Here is a 20,292-nt window from a genome sequence, read left to right on the forward strand (position 1 = left end):
AAATAAAATTCATCCTTAATCTGATGAAAATTTTTAACCTTTTTACCCAAGTAAATTTCAACAACTAAAGATTACTACTGTAATCTTTAGTTACGTAAGTGTCCGCTAGCGAATCCATTTAAATACAAGCTAGTACAATTAAAGAATTAACAAATCTTTCTCGATGTCACTTTCCGCACTCATTTCAGATTCGGCATCTACCCACACTTTGTGTTCTACATCTTGAGTTAAGCTACTCATTCCATGTGTAGGTTTTATACCCATTGCATCAAGTTTTTCCTTTAATGACATAATCATATTTTCACGTTCAATGGACCAACTCGATGCAAAGCATCTCCAGAATGTCCATCCTGCGCGTTCTAAAGCACGTTGACGAGTCATGTCATCATGCCATTGTTCTGGCCCATGATAGCTATCACCATCACATTCAACAGCCAAACGCTGATCTCCATCCGATTCAACGACTAAATCGATTCGATAGCTTCCAACTTTAACCTGTGGAGTAACTGTGTAACCCATTTCATGAAGTGTCGTAAATACAGATTTCTCAAACTCCGATTCACACAAGTCTAATTTTGCTTCAAATGATGCTTTTTGATCTTCTTGCAAATCATAAAAATGATTGAGTAAATTTAGTCTTAGATCTTTTGGAGATATATGATCACGACTCACGGAGTGAACAAGATACATCCGTTCACGAGCACGGCTCGCAGCCACATTAAATCTCTGTTCATGGTCTAATCGGCTCAAAGCATGACTATTTTCAGGATCCGCAACCATAGATAAGAAAATAATATCTCTTTCTGCACCCTGAAATGCTGAAGCATCCCCACAGGCGAATTGAACTTGTGTAAGAGCTCCTGCACCAAATTCATTCAAAGCTTCTGATTGAATAAATTCAGCTTGTGCTGGACCTAGCAATGAGATCACGCCAATTGATCGATTCGAATATCGCTCATCTTTGAGAATTAACTTCATTTCTTCAATAATCGCTTTCGCTTCAATTCGATTAATATGTTTATTGTTTTTAGATTCTCTATACCCCTGTGGCGTATAAATCGATACTAGAGCTGGACTCAATTGCTCAGACTTTTTCGATAATCGCATTGGTTTAATACGGTTGCCATAAAAGTTTTTATTACTATAGCTAATGATTGCGGGATGACAACGGAAATGCTCGAGAAGCATTACACTTGATTCATAAATAGAAGAAGCCATATCATATAAAGACATATCTGGTGTGAGATATGCAGCATGTGGCTGTCCATGCAGATATCGATTCCGCAGTATATCAATTTGAGCACTTGCTAAACCAACATTGCTCGGAGAAACTTGTTTATTATCTCCTACAACTAATAACTTTTTAGCCCGCATTAAAACAGGCAAGACATCAATTGATGATTGTGAGGCCTCATCGACAATAATCAAATCAAAAAGACCTAATTCAGCCGGCATAGATTCAGACACTTGCATATGTGACATGACCCAACAAGGAATAGCTGCTGTTGCCTCTTTTAATGCCTGTTGAGCATCCTTTCTGTAACGTGGTGCATTCTTACCAGTATTTTTACCAATCTTTTGTACAGCAATTTTATAACGTTGTAATGCAACTAAAATTTTATCTGAAGCATTTTCTTTCAATGCTAACCAAGTTTTATTTGCTGCCAATTGAGCATAATTCTGAGACAGATTCTTCTCGTGAATACGACGACGTTCGTACAAATTTTCAATTTGACTGGTATTGCTGATCGTCATTACATAAGTCTCGAGACGTTTCCATTCCCAAGCCTCGACTAATCTATTACGTAATACAGGATCCTCAATTTCTTGAGCGTACGGAACCTCTAGAATATCTTTGCTAAGAATCCAAGCATTTGTTTGGCTCAGTTTAATACTCGCAGATTTAACTCGATCAAAATCTTCAGCTAAATCTTTCAAATGTGCCAGTTGCTTCAATAGATCTGCATATTCCCTCAATTCATTTTCATGCAGTGAATCTGTATCAATCTGAGATACAATTCTTTTCAACTGATTCGATATTTTATTATCAAACTCTGATAAATAAAGGACTTGATCGGCCAATTGCTGTTGATAGACTTCTAAATTAAATATTTTTAACTTCTGGCCTAATAACTGAATCAAGTCATCAATATTTTTAGGTAATCCATAGAAATCAAAAGATTTAGCTCTACTAAAAACTTTTAAGTAATTGACACTAAATACATCCAAATACTTATTTTTCAAATCTAAGCATTTTTGGGTTTTAGTGATGAGCTGAGTGAATTCTTTTAATATTTCATCTATACCACGATTATTTAACTCGATTAAAGGAATATCTAATTGCGCTGCAATACTATTCCATTTACTCATAAAAACATTAAGAGTCTGTCTTTTATCAATATATTCTTTAATTCTTTGCCATTCACCTGAAGTGTCAGGATATTTTCCAGAAACTTTAATTGACTTAAAAAGGTCTTGTAATTCAGCAGTACCAAAATGATACCAATTAAATGGCTTACCCGTTTCAACAGCACGTTCTACAGCCTGGTATTCTTTGGAGTTTGGCTGTATTTCGAAATTCAACGCTATAGGTTCAGTTAATAGAGTTTTTCTATATTCCAATAAAGGTTGAACTTCTTGAATAAGGTTTGTATAGATATCCAGCTCCATACCCTTATCTTCTGAATTTATCTTTTTAAAATAGCTCAATAACCATGGTTCTGCATGATCAAGAATAAGGTTAATATCTTCCAGATAAATCTTTAACCAATCTCTCAACGCATTAATTTCTGATTCAGAAGTGGTTTCCTTAAAACTGTGTAGGTCATCTTGCTTTAAGAATTCTTCAATCTCTTCTTTTTCTTTTAGGAATTCGCTTAATTTCTTTAGACTGGTCGAATCTAACAGCTTTTCAGGAACTGGTAGAGGGCCATAATTTATATATGGTAAGTCTGTACCTATTTTCTTCCTTGAGTCTCTCAATTGAATCAACTCAACCTGGGAAAAAGGAAATTGGTCCTTCTCCTCCAAAGTTAATTGATCTATAAACCATGAGTAGAATGCTCTACTTTCTAATACCGTCTGTACGATATCCATAGGTAATTTTTTATTACCATCTACCTCAATATTCTGATAATGCTTTTCTGCAAAGTTGTATATTTTTCGATCAATCAAAGCCATTTCATGATGATTATCATCTATCTGTTTTTTTAGAACTTCGATCGTTTTTCGAACTTCTGCAACATTCATCTGAGTAATTTTTTGCACAATCAAATCGATTGAAGATTCAAGCTGATTTTTACTTTCTTTGCTTGAACCAATTCGACTAACCACCAAAGGCTTTAATTCATCAGGAATTTTTTCATGTACCGTTTTAAGGACATGTGACTGCTGTGCAGTTACCAGTACTTTTTTACCATTCGCCAAATAGTGGCAGATAATATTTGCAATACTATGTGTTTTACCTGTACCGGGGGGCCTTGTACCACTACACCACTGCTAGTTAACAGGTTTTGAACAATAGTAATTTGTTCTTTGTTATAGGGTAGCGGGAAATAAAGCTCTTCAACTTTGGATCCGAATCCTTCAGTACCAGAACGCCCCCTAAAACTGTAAGTTTCTTTTTCATTAATATCGTTATTTAATTCTGTCACTAATGATAAAGGTTGTTCAGGTATAGCCACTGAAGGATCATTAAGTTTAGTTTTCAATAACTCAATGTCATCACTTAAAATAGAATTTCTTTTAGGACGACTAAACAATACCGATGTTAATGTCACCGCTAAATTTTTAGATGGTATTGCCCTGTTTTCTGCTTCAGCAATTATTCCTCTTGAGAAGATATTAGCAACGAAAGCTTCAACTAGATCCGAGTAAGTTTCACCTTCAAATAGTTGTAATGAACGACCATTATTTAAGTTGTCTTTTAAAGCTAATTTCACTTGTCCTGACGTAGGCAGATCATCCTCTAATAAGATGGCATCCATTTCTACATTGGCACGTGTATCTTTAGCAGCTACACGTATTAATCCATTCTTTTCTATCTCCATTTCTAAAGGGATAGTAATGAGGGGATATGAATAAGATTTTTGAGTAGTCGGAAGGACCCAATCAACTAAGCCAAAGCCTGCAACGATCTCCTCACCATCGCCTGTCCCGCCTAAGTTAATCGCTGTATTCCAGGAGAATAACTTGTCATAAACAACAATAGATTTTTTAATCTCATCATTGTCTTGTTTCCAATGTTCCCAGCTATTTCGATAGCTTTCAAATTCTTTGAACAGCTTCTGAATTATTTCAACTTTAATAATAAAATCACGTGCCACTGTATGATACGGCAAGCGGAATTGATGAAATTTATTGAAAGATACGATTTGATTTAAACTAGAAAAATTAAAAGCTGGTTCTTTTTCTGCATCAACATGAATGTGGGAAGAGAGTATTTCAGATGGTTTCGGCATCGATTGAAGCTGTAAGCGTTCAATTTGGAACCACCAATCGCCATCATTCAGAATTTTTAAGCCACGAAGTTTTTCTAGATCATGAGAATAAAATCTATTACCACTCATTTCATATTGAATTTTTTGAGTATCCTCAGCTTGATGAGATACATAATCCAACAATTGAATCAGTTTATTTTTAACAATATCATTTAATTCAAGTTCAGAGTTCATCATTGGTCTTTCTAATTTTTTAACTGACGGAATTATAGCTAAAGACCAGCAAAAGGCTTCATCTTGTGAAAATATATCTTGATTTTGATATAAAAAAGCATTCACTTCTTTCTTTTCAATACCAAGAGTTTTGGCAATTTCTCTAGCAGTAAGTTTGGGCTGTTTAACCAAAATAGCTGTTATTAAATCCTTCATGTGATTCATATTTCCTAATCATTTTAAAAGCTTTTCTCTTTAATTGATTTATAAAGAATCAACTTAATCCACTCCCAGCCCCTTAAACACAGCATCCACCGGATCTGCATAGAAACTGGTCTGGAACTTGGTAAACAGTTCCACAGGAATCGTAGGGATATCTGCCGCACTACTCATTGGTAAGGCAACTTTCTTGGCACCCGCATCAAAAGCAACTTGCAGACATTCGGCAATACTTTCCACCGGTGTAACAGAACCACCCAAGCTCATATCACCCAGTACCACCATCTGACTTTGTACCGATCGTCCTAACAGGCCAGAAGCGAAAGCCACTAAACTTGGCAAGGCAAGATGGCTGAGCGGCCCGGTATTCTGTAATTCAACCACATGTAAGTGGAAGTCATGTTCCAGCACCTTACTGCCCCCCGAGATCCGGGATGCATTGGCCTTGAAGTAATCAAAAGCAATTTTGACCTGTTCTTTGGCACTGCTTGAATTCCATAAGCCTGATGTCGCCAATTTTCCTGAACCTTTGGTGACTTGAAGTTCTAAGCGGTATAAGCCTGGCATGCCCTTATTACTGAGCCCGATGGTATATAAGAAACCTGGCTTGGCTGGACCTTCGGGAATCAGTCCGCCACCACCCTGCTCTTTGACTGAGACAAAATGTTCTTCTAAGGTATCATTATCGATATAGCTGAAATGCACATCATAGAATTCCATGCCACCAATTTTCTTCAGCTGTTCTTTGACCCGACGGCGCACCTGCAGTGCATATTCCAGGCATTGCCGTACATCTTCTTTGTTAAATTGATCATGTGGGTAGAGCAGCTTCATCAATCCAGAAACCGTCTTGCGAACGGCGATCACATCACGCTGATTCAGGTTATTCCCTAGCTTAAAGTACTTCTCAATGGCATCCGCAAAACTATGCTTACGCATTTCCCGGAAGAACTCAGCCAGATAATCAACGATCAAGCCATAACGGTTGGTAAAGAATTCTGGGCGCATTTTCGGAATTTCCCAACCCGGGATATAGGCATGAAAGCGATCAAAGAATGCTGAATCGATCATAGCTTCAGGAAAAGGAGCCAATAAGTGGCTAGTCTTCACCAAGGATTCAACACTTTGGTTAATATTACCCACAAAAACCATCGAAGCTGAGGCTTCCATCTGTTCACGACCACGGGCAAAAGATCCTGAGGCCATGTAATCTTTCATGATCTGTACGCCATCTTTGTCCTTAAAGGAAATACCGGCAACTTCATCAAAGGCCACCACATCCCACAACCCCACCAGACCAATACGGCGGCTACTCATGTTATAGAACAGATTGGCGACAGTCGTTTGCCCACCCGAGACTAAAATACTGTTCGGTGAACACTCTTTGTAAATATGGCTTTTCCCGGTACCGCGTGGTCCAAGTTCACAGACGTTATAGTTATTTTCAACGAACGGAACCATACGCGCTAATAGGTGCCATTGCACATCCTCTTTTAGCGAAGCCGGTTCCATGCCGATCGAACGGATTAAACTCTCGCGCCACTGATCCGTGCTTAATGCTGCTCTGCCACTGAAAAGTTCATCCATATTCATATTCGGCATTTGAATCGGCTTGAGTAAACTCACCCCAAATGGAGAATTGGTTTGTCCTTCTTCAAAATAGTAACTGAGCGTAGCAATGACCCAGATACCACCAACAAGTAATTTTTCATACTCTTTGACGATGCCTGCCGAGATTTCGGCATCTTTGATACCCAGATTACTAAATGATGCTTCGTATTTGTCTTTACGCTCATTCAGCTTTACAGTCACCCGATCAATGACCTTATAACTGCCACGTTCACGAACCAGGGATTTCACCTTCTCAGCTTCATCAGGTCGTACATAGTTCTCTGCCAGCACGGTCTTTACGTTACGTAGTCCCTGCTCAATGATCTCTGGATCATCCGAGGCACAGTACATCCCTAGCAGGTATTCGAGTACATAGACCGGGACATTGGCCCCTTCTTTGATCAGTTTAGTTAGATCCTTACGTACCACCCGCCCAGCAAAGTGTTCATTCAGCAGCTGATCCAGTTCTTTATCGTTAGCAGATTCCATGTAGGCTACGCTCTATCGTTAATTCGTTATTAGAAGAAGTCATCGGTAAATGCCAAATCAATGGTGACCTTATAGCGTTGCATCTCGATATTCAGGTCTTTGTCCTTCAGTACCAGGAAGTAATCTTTCTTACGGTCAAAATCAGTGCCAGACAATGACAGCCTGACCTGCTTGACCCGATCGGCAACAGAGTCGATACTGCTATCAAAAGTCAAAGTTTCTTCACTGGAAACTTTAAGATCCCCATCATAAATGGCAATGGATAAAGTCACTGGCATGACCAGCTCACTGACAGCTTCAGTTTGCATCAAATCAAACTTCTGGATGTTATTGACCATCTTCAGCGTGGATTTGGTAGAAATAACCTCAACTTTACGCTTGGTGCGCTGTCCAGCCTTTTCACCACGTAGCTGTTTTACCATCAGTACCGGCACCACAATTTCCTGAGGCATGATGCCGCCATGCACGAAACGTGAGCCTCCTACAAAATGGAAACGGTTCGCCCCTTTTGGAATCCAGAAATCAGTCGCAGATAGTGTACCTGCCGTAGCTTGGGTTGAGCCTTTCCATGCTTCCTTGCTCTCTGGTAAACCATGTCCAATCACATAGCGTTTTTTGCTTTTCAATGCATTGGTCGGTTTTTCAGTCAAGCTTGAACGATCCGCAGATTCCAGTTTACTTTGCTGGAACAAGAAGCCATGGTCGGCTGTGATCAACAGGGTAGAAATATTGAAATGCATCAAGATTTTGCGGCTAAGTTCAGTCAGCTCTTCAATGGCATGTTCCACCGCCATAAAGGTTTCTGATTCTGTCGAGGCACTGTCTCCCCGAGCATCAATCACGTTGTGATAAACGTAAATCAAATCATGGTCTTTAAGTGCTTCACGGCCTTCATCACGCGACCAACCTTTTACCGTTTCAGCGGTGACTGCCAATCCATTATAGGCAGCCAGAATTTTGGATCGTGCTGCAGTCCCTTTGCTGGACTGCCCATCTACTAAAACATCATCCCCTGTGGCCTCTTTGTACTCCAAAGTCTGATGCGGCAACAACGAGGCCATGCCAAGTGTGGTGTAACTTGGCACAACTCCCAGCTGTGAAGACAAGGTCGCTTCAGAATAACGCTTTTCATTGATACGATCACGCAGTTCTACTGCAGCTTCATAGCGGAAAGCATCACTGATAATTACCACAATACGGCGTTTCGTTGCAGAATTGAGTAAGGGTCTGACGTGGGTATCGTAGAAGTTCTGCTGATTTGGGATATCTGCCACTTTCCAGACATTCAAGCGTTGCTCAGCTTCAACCCGCTCTCCCCAGTTTCGTGCCAAGTGGTCAATAAACCAGTAGGAATAGCAATTTTCGACTTCTTCATCAAGTTTTTTCAGGATATCGACATGAGCACGTTGAGAAGCAGCACTGTAGTGGCGATAGGCCATATCAAAGCGATACAACTCCTGCTCGTAGGCTTTATACAAGGCTTCGCTGGAGTCGAAATAGAATCCGGAATCAAACTGTAGTCGCAGACTGAACAGCTCAATCGCTGCCTGCAACGCTGTATAGACGGTACGGTATTTACGGCGGGTTGCATCGTCCTTATGTTTGGAAGCCCAATAGCCATCCAGACGGGTAGAAATAACCGTTCTGAAATGTTCCAGTTCAGCTTTGGTTACTGCAGGGATATGACTGGCCAAATCAGCAATGATTTTTTGTTCAATCACTTCAAAGGTCATGACATCGAGCAGCTGCCCCAGATCAAAAGCCCCGACCCTCTCCTGGATCCGCAGTGCATTGGCCACGGTCTGGGAGAGTGTATCGAAGGTTGGGTAGTATTTGGAGCTGTCTCTCCAGCGTGACAAAAAGGCTCTAGCCGTCGCACGTGAACTGACAGATGACATCACCAGTTCTTGAGCCCATAGCGGTATATCACCCAGGCTTTCACAGAAACCTGTGCTCATCAAACGGATAAAGAACGTACCGAGCTTGAATGGTGCTTCCCCATTCAATTCTTCAACCGATGCTGGATAACCAATTTCCGCCTGTAATGAAATCCGCCCCATCGCAGCCAGCTGACCCACCAATAGTAAAATCTCGGCATCTGGCCAGCCATAAGGACGTTTGGCAAAACGATCTATCACATCTGAGACTAGAATACGCTCTGTACCAGTGGCGCGTAGTGCAATGTACTGCTCCACTTCCTGTAGGGCTTTCGGATTGCTTTGACCGCCATTCAGTGACAGGCCTAACTGCGCCATATCATCCACAGTCAAGACGGCGTTCAGTTCACGCCAGGCATCCTGCTGATAGACCTGCAAATAGCTCAGTTTGGTATAAGTGTTTTCAAGCAGATAACGACAAGCCTCATCCAGCTTGGTGGTTGGACTTGAAGATGAAAGTTGTAGATGTTGACCCAAGGCATAACTTTCCGCGTCCAGCAACATTTCTTCGACCCGGGCACGCAGACGTTTTTTACGCTCCTGATTCTCACGGCCACGGTCTGCCAGAATACGGGTGATATCGGACTGAGTGCCATCATCATTTAACCGAATAAATTTATTGGTTTTCAGCCAGGTGCGCAGTTCATTAAAGAACTGTTTATCGTCTGCCAGTTTAAATAGCACCTGCCCTTCGGCCTCGGCGCTCTTACCGATACAGAAAGCTTCTGTGTAGAGGTTATATTCCGTATCCAGTGGAGAAATGATTTCAACTTTCAAATCGCTCTCATACTTACCATCCAAGCTATGACCATCCAGAAAACGTCCAATCTGATAGTCCATCTTGTTGGCTTGATGGCGGTATTTGTTCTGATCTCGCAGTAAATCTTTAAAGATCAGATTGGCTAACTCTTTATTTTCTTCTGAAGCTGCTAAGTCAGTGGCTTTAATTTTACGGGTGATATCGCGTTCTTCATTGGTCAGGAACAGGAACTCATCACCATTGCGGGTAATCAGGCTCTCTTTTTCCAGACGCTGCAGGCTCTCTTCAATCCGCTTGCGTAATGCCAGCTTATCTTCATCAATTTTCTCAATCGACAAAGTGACCAGGTTATCCAAGGTCCCTTTGATGATATCGACATAGCGGATCATAAACAGCGTGCGCAGCATCTGTACGTCAAAACCATCCAGGGTCTTATTCTGCCCTGCCTGGTCGATCGTACGCTTCACTGCTGTATCCAGGAAGCCTTCCACTGAAGTATAGAAGCGATGGAAAGGAACCAGTGCCCCGACTTCATCTGTGGCAATCGCATTCGCGGCCATCTGGAACGCATCCAGCATGGACCGTTCACCATAGGCCAAGTGTGCACCGGTCGCACCGACCTTACGAATTTCTTCAAAAACTTTCTGCACCAGCTGGAAATGGTACGGCGCAAAAGGATAGTTATGGATAAAGCTGTCTGGACCCTCATAGTTCTTGAGGGTTGGGCCTGAACGGTCAAAGGTAATCTGGTTTTTTAAGATATCGCCCTTTTGCTCAAACACCGATCTGAGCAATGCTTCAGCTTCTGGGGTTTTACGTAATAAACGTTTCTGGATGACTTCATCGGTATTTGAACTGGACAGCGATAAACGGGTTTTAAAACGTCCAGCAATCTTGGAGAAGTCATTGGCTTTGGAAGAAGACATCTCACCTAAAACAGCATCGATGTCTGCCTGTGAGGTGACGATAATCCAAGCGCGGCCTTTACAGATCGTACCCAAGTTTTCAGTAATGGTCTGTAAAGTCAGCATTAAGCGGGTATCACTGCCAATAAACTGCCCCACTTCATCGACCAAGAACAACATGCGTTGCTGGGGTCCTTTGCTATCTAAGTATTCTTTCACCCACTGACAGAAGTTTTCAACCGAAACACTAAAGGTCTGCTCAGAATCCTCAAACCATTTATGCGCAGCTTCTGCTGATAAGTTGAGGGCTTGGGAAATCGCGGTTTCAACATCATCCTGATAGAACTGATAACCGTCACGCTCCTCTAGCCAGGACATGCCGCTGGATTCCTCAAACGCCTGTTTAAAGCGCTCATACACCCCTTTCTGGCTCAGGTGACGTTCCATATGGGCAATATGTGGATGGTCAGCACTAAAACCCTGATACTCGTTAAACACACGTAAAAACACATTCAGGATTGGATTGCCATCATCATTGGAGCTGGCTTTACTGTCGATGTTAAATAGGATGACATCGGCATGATGGCTAACGGCCTTGCCAATATCCGCACGGATAAACGCATCACGGATTTTGCTTTCATCAAAGAATTCTGCAGCACTGCGTTCGTTACCATCCGCGTCACATGCCACTTTATTGGCCAGAATATACGACAAGGTTTTCAGGAAGTGTGATTTACCTGAACCAAAGAAGCCTGAAATCCATACGCCGACACGGTTGGCAATCGAAGGATCGCTTAGGTCTGTGCCATAAGACTGGAAAAAGTCCCGAAAATGCTTTTCCAGTTCATTGGTGACCACATACTCATCGAGTTCCTGATAAACCGTAGTATTGTCATTCTGGTCTGCTTTTACGACCCCGTTAATCGCACGATCTAATGGCTTGTAAAAAAGTTCTTTAATGTTCATCTCAATCCATTCCCCCGAATTCTTATTTCTATTTGCCGTGTTTAAAGCACTAATCTGAATGCTCTGTAGTAATTATTGCTTGGAATTTTTCCAAATAAACTCATCGCTTGACCGTCGTAATAACCTGGGTAAAACAGCACCACTGGCTTATGCCCCAGTAACGAATGCAAACTGTTTAATAAGTGATGGGCACGTAACAGTGGCCAAACCGACCCAACCCCAGTCATCAACACAATATCTTGCGCATTGGTGGCATATTTACTCACCAGATACGGCGCGAACTTATCCATATGCAGTGGGCCCTTTAAGGCTTTGAGCAGCGCTTCATCGCCTTTGGCTTTTTGCATTTGAATGGCTTTATCGATGAAGTTACGCTCAGCCAGATAATCCACCACGGCTTGCAGCAGGTTGATATTCACCACCTTCAGCTGACTGTGTTTTTTCTCTAGCATCCCGTCTAGAAAATGCAGATATTCGCGCACTTTCAACTCATCTTCAGGTGCATAATCAAAAATCCAGAAGCCAATTTCATTGCCCAATCCTTGTCCAGTGAGAAACTCAGTGGAAAGAATTCGCTCTGGAATCTGGTTCAGACGCTCATGTATTGTTTGACTCATTGCTGCCCCTCTACAACTAACGCGTCCATAGCGACACTTCCATAGATCTTTTAATGCGTTGTTTATAATGTTCTTCCAACAGGCTACGCAGCTCTGCTCTGACGATCACGCGCTGCAACTCCAGCTTACGGGTACTTTTTAAGTAACCGGCTTCTGCCAGCATGCGAAACACCACCTGCCCCATTTTTTTCTTGCTGGACTCTTTCCAATCACAGATATCCGGATCGCGTTGTGAGCGTTCATCCAAAAAATCTGACCAGATATAACTGTCCAAGTATTGCGCCTGAGAGATATAGGCATCCCTCATCACCGTTTCCATAAACTCAAGCAGCAACAGGTTGCGTTCCAGTGCGCTACAAAAAGCCACCTGGGTCGCCAGCTCATCATCGCCATCACGTAGTGCTTTCCAGAAATCAGGCTCTAAGCGCTCCAGACGCTTACGAATAGCGGTGGCATTGCGTTGAGCTGAAGCAGGCGTTCTTTTTTGCAGAATATTGTCAATCTGAATGGCCTGATGCCATTGTTCTGGAGTCGCTTCTCGTAATAACAGATCCGCGATCAGCCGGCTTTCACGCACCATCAGGGAGCCACCAATCAGGTCACTGTCATAATGAAATTGTTCTAACATGGCCAATCTCCTATGAGGCCTGATCAAACAGGTAAGACGACAGCTTTTCGATATCTGAGCGTTGTAGTACCAAGGGATATTTCAAGGCATCATCCGCCTCAGCCAGCGTGATCGCGGCCTGATATCGCTGCAAGGTATAGTGAGCCAGGGCTTTTTTCACCGGAATCTGTAATCTGCCATCAGGCATGCCGAAGTCTTTTTCGACCAGCGCTTGTTGTGATGAGTTCAATTTTGGATTAGGGATCAGCGTCAGTACAATTTCTTCATGCCATTGCTGATCCTGAGCAGGGTCTACTGACTCAATCGCCACCACAACAGGTGTGCGATCAATTCTGGAGAGTAAAAAGTCCTTAAACTGCTTGCTCTGATGGCAATAGGCACGGACATGCCAGCGAAAACCGGTATACACCAGGGTGTGTGGGGAAATGATGCGTTCATGCCACTGCGGATTCTGCATCGAGGCATAAATCATTTTTAAAGTGTTTTGGTTTCGGCAGGCACGCAAAACTTCCCGAATCACTTCAGGACGTACACTGCGATCAGGTAATTGAACTGCTGTAAGATTCGGTTCTGGTGTCGCAATCAGGGTATGTGATTCACTGTGAACCGTACCGGGTTTGTCGGAGACTTTTTTATTTAAGTTAGGCCACCTGACCTAACGGATTAATCTTATCATAGTACATTGCTTCAAACTCAAAAGGCGATACATAACCCAGTGCACTGTGTACACGCTTTTTGTTGAACCAATCTACCCAATTTAATGTCGCAAGTTGTACATCCGCTAAACCTTGCCAATCTGCTTTTAAATATTCAATCACCTCTGTTTTGTATAAGCCATTCACCGTTTCAGCCAAAGCATTATCGTATGAATCACCTGTCGTACCGACTGATGCTCGTAAATTTGCTGCTTCTAAACGATTGGTATAGCGAATAGAAAGATATTGAACACCTCTATCGGAATGATGAATTACATTCTTTGGCATGCCTCGATCGTGCAATGCTTGCTCCAATGCATCGAGCACCATATCTGTATTCATCCGTGTAGATACTTTCCATCCAACAATTGCTCGCGAGAACACATCAATAATAAATGCAGTGTAGACCCAGCCAGAATTGGTTTGAATATACGTAAAGTCACTGACCCATAATTGGTCAGGTCGATCAGCACTAAAATTCCGTTTCACTAAATCATCTGCTCGTTTTTGATCATCTCGGCTGCGGGTAGTTTGTTTGTTCTTACCACGCCAAACACCTTGTATATCTAGCTTCTGCATCAATCGAGCAACTGTACAACGTGCAATAACATAGCCTTCACGTTTCAATTTTTGCCAGACTTTACGTACACCATATCGACCTGAACTTTCTTTCCAAATACGTTTGATTTGTTCTGCATGATGTAAATCATGCTGAGCACGTTTCGCTCGATGTTCTGGGTTATCAACGAGATCTAAAGCCCGATAATAGGTCGAAGCTGCAATCGGTAAAATTCTACAAATCGCTTCAACACCATATCGATCTTTATTGTTATGGATAAAATCCACCATTATTTGTGTGGGCGGTCGAGCTCCGCCTGGGCGAAAAAAGCGGCTGCTTTACGTAGAATTTCATTGGCACGTTTTAATTCTTTAATTTCACGTTCCATTTGCTTCATTTTTTCTTGGTCAGATATCTGTTGTACTTTGGCAGGATTTAGTTGATCCATATGCTTTAAATACCAAACACGCAATGTTTCAGGAGTACAACCAATCTTAGGTGCAATAGCTGTGATTGCTGCCCAAGTAGAAGGATAATCTTTTTCAGATTCAATTAGTAATTGAACCGCTCTTTCTCTAATTTCGGGGGTATAGTTTGGTTTTTTCATCGGAATAGTCTCTCAGAATATTGACCCTCCGACAAACCCGGTACGGTTCACTGACCAAGCCCGAGAGCATATTGAGATATTCATTGATATGCGCTGTAGTCAGTACAGGCTGGAAGCTGGCTTTAGGCACATAACCCTTGACTGAGGGATCATGAATCAAGGCATCGGGGTTATACAGCGTATTATAGCGCTTGATATCCGCAGAAGCCTGCTGTCGACTCCGTGAAGGCTATGTTATTGCACGTTGTACAGTTGCTCGATTGATGCAGAAGCTAGATATACAAGGTGTTTGGCGTGGTAAGAACAAACAAACTACCCGCAGCCGAGATGATCAAAAACGAGCAGATGATTTAGTGAAACGGAATTTTAGTGCTGATCGACCTGACCAATTATGGGTCAGTGACTTTACGTATATTCAAACCAATTCTGGCTGGGTCTACACTGCATTTATTATTGATGTGTTCTCGCGAGCAATTGTTGGATGGAAAGTATCTACACGGATGAATACAGATATGGTGCTCGATGCATTGGAGCAAGCATTGCACGATCGAGGCATGCCAAAGAATGTAATTCATCATTCCGATAGAGGTGTTCAATATCTTTCTATTCGCTATACCAATCGTTTAGAAGCAGCAAATTTACGAGCATCAGTCGGTACGACAGGTGATTCATACGATAATGCTTTGGCTGAAACGGTGAATGGCTTATACAAAACAGAGGTGATTGAATATTTAAAAGCAGATTGGCAAGGTTTAGCGGATGTACAACTTGCGACATTAAATTGGGTAGATTGGTTCAACAAAAAGCGTGTACACAGTGCACTGGGTTATGTATCGCCTTTTGAGTTTGAAGCAATGTACTATGATAAGATTAATCCGTTAGGTCAGGTGGCCTAACTTAAATAAAAAAGTCTCCGACAAACCCGGTACGGTTCATCAGTCGCTATTTCTTCAGCTCCCTCTGGAATCGGCTCGATTGGATCAATCAAGTCTTCATTCTTCAGAATAACGTATTCTTCGAGCTTGCCGATTAAGGCTGGCAGACTCATGACGACTTCGCCTTTATTTAGACGACTCGACACGATGACTTCACCAAGCTCTTGAATGCCAGTGGTGCCACGAATATGGGAAGGCTCAAGTACCGGAGTGAAGTTTTTGCCAGCTGTAGGACGTTCAGACTCAAAGTAATGCAGACCACGCAATACAGAGCGAATTGATTTCATTTCATTGGAATCATTCACATCAATAATTTTACTGTGCAATCTGATTCGCTTATCGTTATGAATCGAATGCTCCTGACTGGTTAGCATATAGAAATACGAACAAATACCATTCTGAGTACGAACACCCACAGTACGTTTAGTCGCAAAGCTATATACGGACAAGGATTGTTTATATTCTTTTTGATTGATGATCGCCGTATGGTAATGATGGTGCGGTACCTCATAGGCACGACTGTTATCACTGGTTTTTAAGCTCAGTGCTGGGATCGTATCAGACTGGAATGGATAGAAATTCATATTCGGGAACAACTGATCAAGTTGATCCAAAGCACTTTCACTTTCATGAATCAAGTTGCTGGTTTCAGTCTTACCGATCTTACGCTGCGCAAAATGGTGTGAAAGCAATACAACATCTTCAAAACCATCTGACCGCAGTTTTTCGATGATACGGTGCATCGCCTTACTTGTTCTCAGATTGTCTTCAGCAACTGGGGCATGACTGACCTTCTGTAGTGATAAGCGACCCTGTTTATCGTTGATACGCTCAAGTGTATAGACGTAGCAGAGGTAGCCATAATCTGGTTTAAGAAGTAGCAAATCCTTCTGATGCTGGTACTTAAATTCCACATCATTCTCAGGTCGAGAGTTATAGCTAATACAGGCAATTTTGTCCTTAGGGCCCTCAAATGGGATGATGATTTCTGAATATCCTGACAGTGCTTCAATTGCAGCCTGAATACGGTAAGTCACTGTTTTATCCATAGCGAGATTCACCGGGGCACAAACTCGCTCACCATTTTGATTACCATAAGGCATAGGATCTGGTTGATACTTAAGCCCCTGTACCTTCACAATAGCATCATCATTGTTCAGCAACTTCTCAAGGGTATAAGCGGTGGCATACGCTCGTTTACACTCAGGATTAAACCCACCTTTTTGGATCTTTTTTGATTTCCTTTGAAATTGGGCTTTTTCTTCATTCTCATGTTCATCAACTGAGTCAATTCGCATTACAGGTACATATAAGCGCTCTTCAATACCCAGTTGATTTTTTACTTCTTTAACCAGATGTTTAAGGAATAGATGAATCGCAATCGAAAAACATGACGTACTGATGATCAAAGCATTTTCTTTTTCATCCAAACATAATTGAGCATGGCCGCCTTTTAGGTCACTCAATCGAAATAGCTTAGATGAATAATGAATCATGACCTTGTATTTAGATAACAAGTTGTCATAACTTAAGCTCTCAGGATGATAAAAATGTGGCAGCCCATTGTCGCTGACCTTCTTGTTGGTCGGCACCATCAATACTGGTAAACAAGGAATATTCAGATTACGAGCGACATCAAATTGATCTAGGTCGGTATTAGGATTCTCAATCGGTACCAACGTTCGAATTTTCAGTGTGGAATTAAACTCAATCTCGCTTAGGGCTTTACGAGCATAATCATTCTTTCGAATGATTTCGTCTTGGCTCATTTTCGCCAATTTTTTACGGCTAGCATCCACCATCGAGATGTAGCTGTAAAAGTTCGATTCTTTACCCTTAAATATACTAAAGAACTGTTCAGCATCTTCACCAATTGAACTCTTGAATACATCTAGATTCACAATACTTGGAAGGATGTAGAGTACAGTTTTAAGACTACTATCCTTTTCCATCTCACTAATGATGGAATCCAGATTCGCTTTTAGCGCTGTAGTGATCGTAGACGTGATCGCCTCCATTCGCTCATGCATTTTTTCGGTATTGAGCTTTTCGTCTAAGATACGAGTAAGGTTAAGTCGGATTTTTTGAGGATTCTTGAATGCATCAACCAGTTTATTGAATGCCCCTTCAAAATCTGAAATCTTCATGTCTGCCCCAGATAGAACGAAGTACATCATAATGAGCTGGAACATCTCTACTTGAGCAACGCGATCTGAGCACTCTTTGCTTAATCGTTCTTCAGAAATCGGCTGACCTTTATCATCCACAATATCCTTCAGCAGCAATGCTTTATTGATAGTATGCAGACGAGCTTCATAAGCAGTCAGCATGGTATCTGTACCCGAACGGTTGCCTTTGCTTGTCTTATAATTGATCTGCAACTTAGAGTTAAATGAACTTACTTTTTCCTCTTTAACAAACTCCCCATTCACTCGAAAGGCATAAGTGACTTCACGTTTTAGAGATAGCCCTTCCTTATCATCATGACGAATATCATTCATTTCAATTTTTGGTTTTACCCAGATTGGCAAAGCATCTGTTGCTCCAACATAGGCCAGCAAACCATTAAAATCAACTTTACCTACAGCGCCATAGATAGCACTAAAGTCAATACCATAGTCCTTAATGGTTTCCGTTGTCTCCTCATTCCATGGAGCAATTCGATTACCAAAAATCTCAAAGAAAGCAATTGCTTTACGGATATAGGAAACAGCGGACTCACGCTTGAAATCGTTACGCTCAGTCTTCTCAATGTGATCCGCAATGATCTCCATAATTTTGAAGCAATTTCGGATACGAGCTCGTGATAGTGCTTTGATTTCTACGAAATGAAGTAGATTTTGGATATCATTATTTTCAGCAGAACATTCATCATCAAGAATTTCCTGCATACGTTCAGCAACCTCTAATGGCATCTTTTCACTAGCTGAGTAGGACTGCTTCACAATGGCTTTGATTGCCTCACAAACCTCTTTCACCCATTGAGGTTTGCTGATTTCTTCAGTGACAGTGAAAAGTCGTAATTCGCCATCTTTTGCTTTTAAGTCGTTTGTATATTGCAAAGAAGCTACTTTGGATTGTCCTTTGACTTGCATAGGATACTGAGAATTTTTGGCAATCACTGGATCAGAATATTTGAGATCGCCTAAGAATTGGTTGAGAGAATTCAGTGCCATACCTGTCGGAGCATTTTGAAGTACTTGCTGAACAATTTCAGACATCACTTGGTCTAAATCACGATAGGTCTGGGCAGTTTTAGCTTCAGATTCCTTATCAAATAAAGTGCTTATTCTGAGTTTTGAATCTTCAGGTAATAATTGAATATCTTTGATGATGTTATAAATTGGCTTTGAATCGTTTTTAGTCCCGATCTGCTTAAATACTGCAGACACAAAAGCGGTGGCATCAAAATGCAAATTATGAGAAGGCCCATAATAATTGAAGAAATGATCTGATTGATGGTTTTTCAGAGTCCCCACCATAGCTTTTAATAAAGGGGAAAGAATTATTTTAGGTGCGAGTGTACTGAGTTCAGTACTAGAACCGTTGTTATTTAATTGCATTAAGTTTTATCCATGACAAAGTTGGCACTAAGAGGTATTTTTATATTTATTAAATATCAAAATCCTCTGTCTGAACTTTGATCATATTTTTTTTAATTAAGAATGTAAATATAAGTTATTTAGAGATTTCTTAAATCGCCACACATATCTTGATATTATGGGGGTAATTAAATCATATTGATAACCATAATTTTCTATATAACTTGGAAACTTGTACAGTAAAATGACTTCATAAACAGACGCGGATTAAAAACCATGAAATCCTCGGTAGCCTATAAATAACCGAAGTTATAAGTAGAGGTTAAGCAGCCATTAAAGGTGATCTTCCTTTGTTAGCTTGGTGTGGTCTTTCATGATTCGAATGCCACACCCAATCAGTTCTGTAATCCTTGTGTCCTGCCATTTTTCAATAGCTAAACGTTTGAGAATAATGAATAGTGCAAATTTATCACTACTAAAACTCTCCGACTATAGAACCAGTTGGATATTTTTTAGGAATTTCAATTTTTTTGAGCTATAAGAATAAAATCAGGCATGTTTTTCCCAAAGTACATTCAGCCACTTCTCATCGCGATCAGGTCGCTGATCTACTGTAATCCACTGTTTTAATACCCTAACCCCATTAAACTGGTCTAACAATTCCTGAGCCTGCTCTTCATTTAAGTCAGTAAACGCCCTACCGCCTTTTACTCTATCTGCTGTTCCATATTTAAAAGACATATAGCACACACCGCCACGGCGTAATGCAGCATGAATACGTTTTAAAACATCAGGGAGACTGTTACGAGCACAATGTAGTAAGGAGGCACATGCCCATACCCCATCATAAACATCGTGCATATCAAGCTCATAAAAACTTTGCTGCTTAACAGGTACTCCTGTCAATTGGGTCGCTCGTTCGACCAATACTTCAGAATAGTCCGTCGCATCAACTTGATAGCCTTTATTTTTAAAAGCCAAAGTATCACGCCCTGAGCCACAGCCTAAATCCAGGATGCGTGCAGAATCTGGCAACTCAGCTAAAAATGGTTGGTATAGGCTTTCCATATCCACATACAACGTGGCTTGTAAAAATTGATCTGCGTATTGGTTGTAATAGTCTATTGTTTTCATATTGGTTGCTTAGGCTAAATACTAACCCCAGTCTAC

Annotated in this window: 7 protein-coding genes, 4 pseudogenes and 1 other annotated feature; of the genes and pseudogenes, 1 reads left to right on the forward strand and 10 read right to left on the reverse strand. The window is 41.3% G+C overall.

Translation table 11 applies throughout. The features are described 5' to 3' along the window. Nucleotides 1–138: 138 nt before the first annotated feature. From EGS47_RS16235 to EGS47_RS16270, 8 genes and pseudogenes are all read right to left on the reverse strand, one after another. Nucleotides 139–4,868, reverse strand: a pseudogene (locus tag EGS47_RS16235) (AAA domain-containing protein). A gap of 63 nt (nt 4,869–4,931) precedes the next feature. Then, nucleotides 4,932–6,971, reverse strand: coding sequence for a protease Lon-related BREX system protein BrxL (gene brxL / locus EGS47_RS16240; RefSeq protein ID WP_125269802.1), 2,040 nt, complete (start codon nt 6,969–6,971; stop codon nt 4,932–4,934). Nucleotides 6,972–7,000: 29 nt separating this feature from the next. Beyond that, nucleotides 7,001–11,539: a BREX system P-loop protein BrxC gene (gene brxC, locus EGS47_RS18730; protein WP_125269804.1), complete on the reverse strand. Its 4,539-nt coding sequence runs from the start codon at nt 11,537–11,539 to the stop codon at nt 7,001–7,003. A 41-nt stretch (nt 11,540–11,580) separates the two neighbouring features. Further along, nucleotides 11,581–12,156, reverse strand: a complete 576-nt coding sequence (locus tag EGS47_RS16250) for a DUF1788 domain-containing protein (RefSeq protein WP_125269805.1) — start codon at nt 12,154–12,156, stop codon at nt 11,581–11,583. 16 nt (nt 12,157–12,172) lie between these two features. After that, complete coding sequence (locus tag EGS47_RS16255; RefSeq protein WP_125269806.1) at nt 12,173–12,784, reverse strand: DUF1819 family protein; 612 nt, start codon at nt 12,782–12,784, stop codon at nt 12,173–12,175. 10 nt (nt 12,785–12,794) lie between these two features. Continuing rightward, a pseudogene (locus EGS47_RS16260) lies at nt 12,795–13,397 on the reverse strand (helix-turn-helix transcriptional regulator); the annotation flags it as partial. Between the two features lie 28 nt (nt 13,398–13,425). After that, nucleotides 13,426–14,645 (reverse strand): IS3 family transposase gene (locus tag EGS47_RS16265; protein ID WP_125269079.1). Its coding sequence is split into 2 segments (ribosomal slippage): nt 13,426–14,369 and nt 14,369–14,645, totalling 1,221 coding nucleotides; the frame shifts between segments, so codons are not numbered across the junction. Beyond that, nucleotides 14,254–14,370 (reverse strand) — a sequence feature (AL1L pseudoknot). It overlaps the preceding gene by 117 nt. A gap of 40 nt (nt 14,646–14,685) precedes the next feature. Then, nucleotides 14,686–14,865 (reverse strand): annotated as a pseudogene (locus tag EGS47_RS16270) (WYL domain-containing protein); the annotation flags it as partial. A 1-nt stretch (nt 14,866) separates the two neighbouring features. On the opposite strand from EGS47_RS16270, the pseudogene EGS47_RS16275 reads away from it, so the two are divergent. Next, nucleotides 14,867–15,541 (forward strand): annotated as a pseudogene (locus tag EGS47_RS16275) (IS3 family transposase); the annotation flags it as partial. Here the strand turns inward: EGS47_RS16275 and EGS47_RS16280 are convergent. Further along, a complete protein-coding gene (locus tag EGS47_RS16280) occupies nt 15,538–19,143 on the reverse strand; it encodes a hypothetical protein (RefSeq protein ID WP_125269810.1) in 3,606 nt (1,201 codons plus the stop codon). The pseudogene EGS47_RS16275 and the gene EGS47_RS16280 overlap by 4 nt on opposite strands. Nucleotides 19,144–19,671: 528 nt before the next feature. Further along, entirely contained in the window at nt 19,672–20,256 is a 585-nt protein-coding gene (locus tag EGS47_RS16285; protein WP_125269811.1) for a class I SAM-dependent DNA methyltransferase, read from the reverse strand. Between the last annotated feature and the right edge of the window lie 36 nt (nt 20,257–20,292).

Source organism: Acinetobacter sp. FDAARGOS_515, from assembly GCF_003938865.1.
GTDB classification, from domain to species: Bacteria; Pseudomonadota; Gammaproteobacteria; order Pseudomonadales; family Moraxellaceae; genus Acinetobacter; species Acinetobacter ursingii.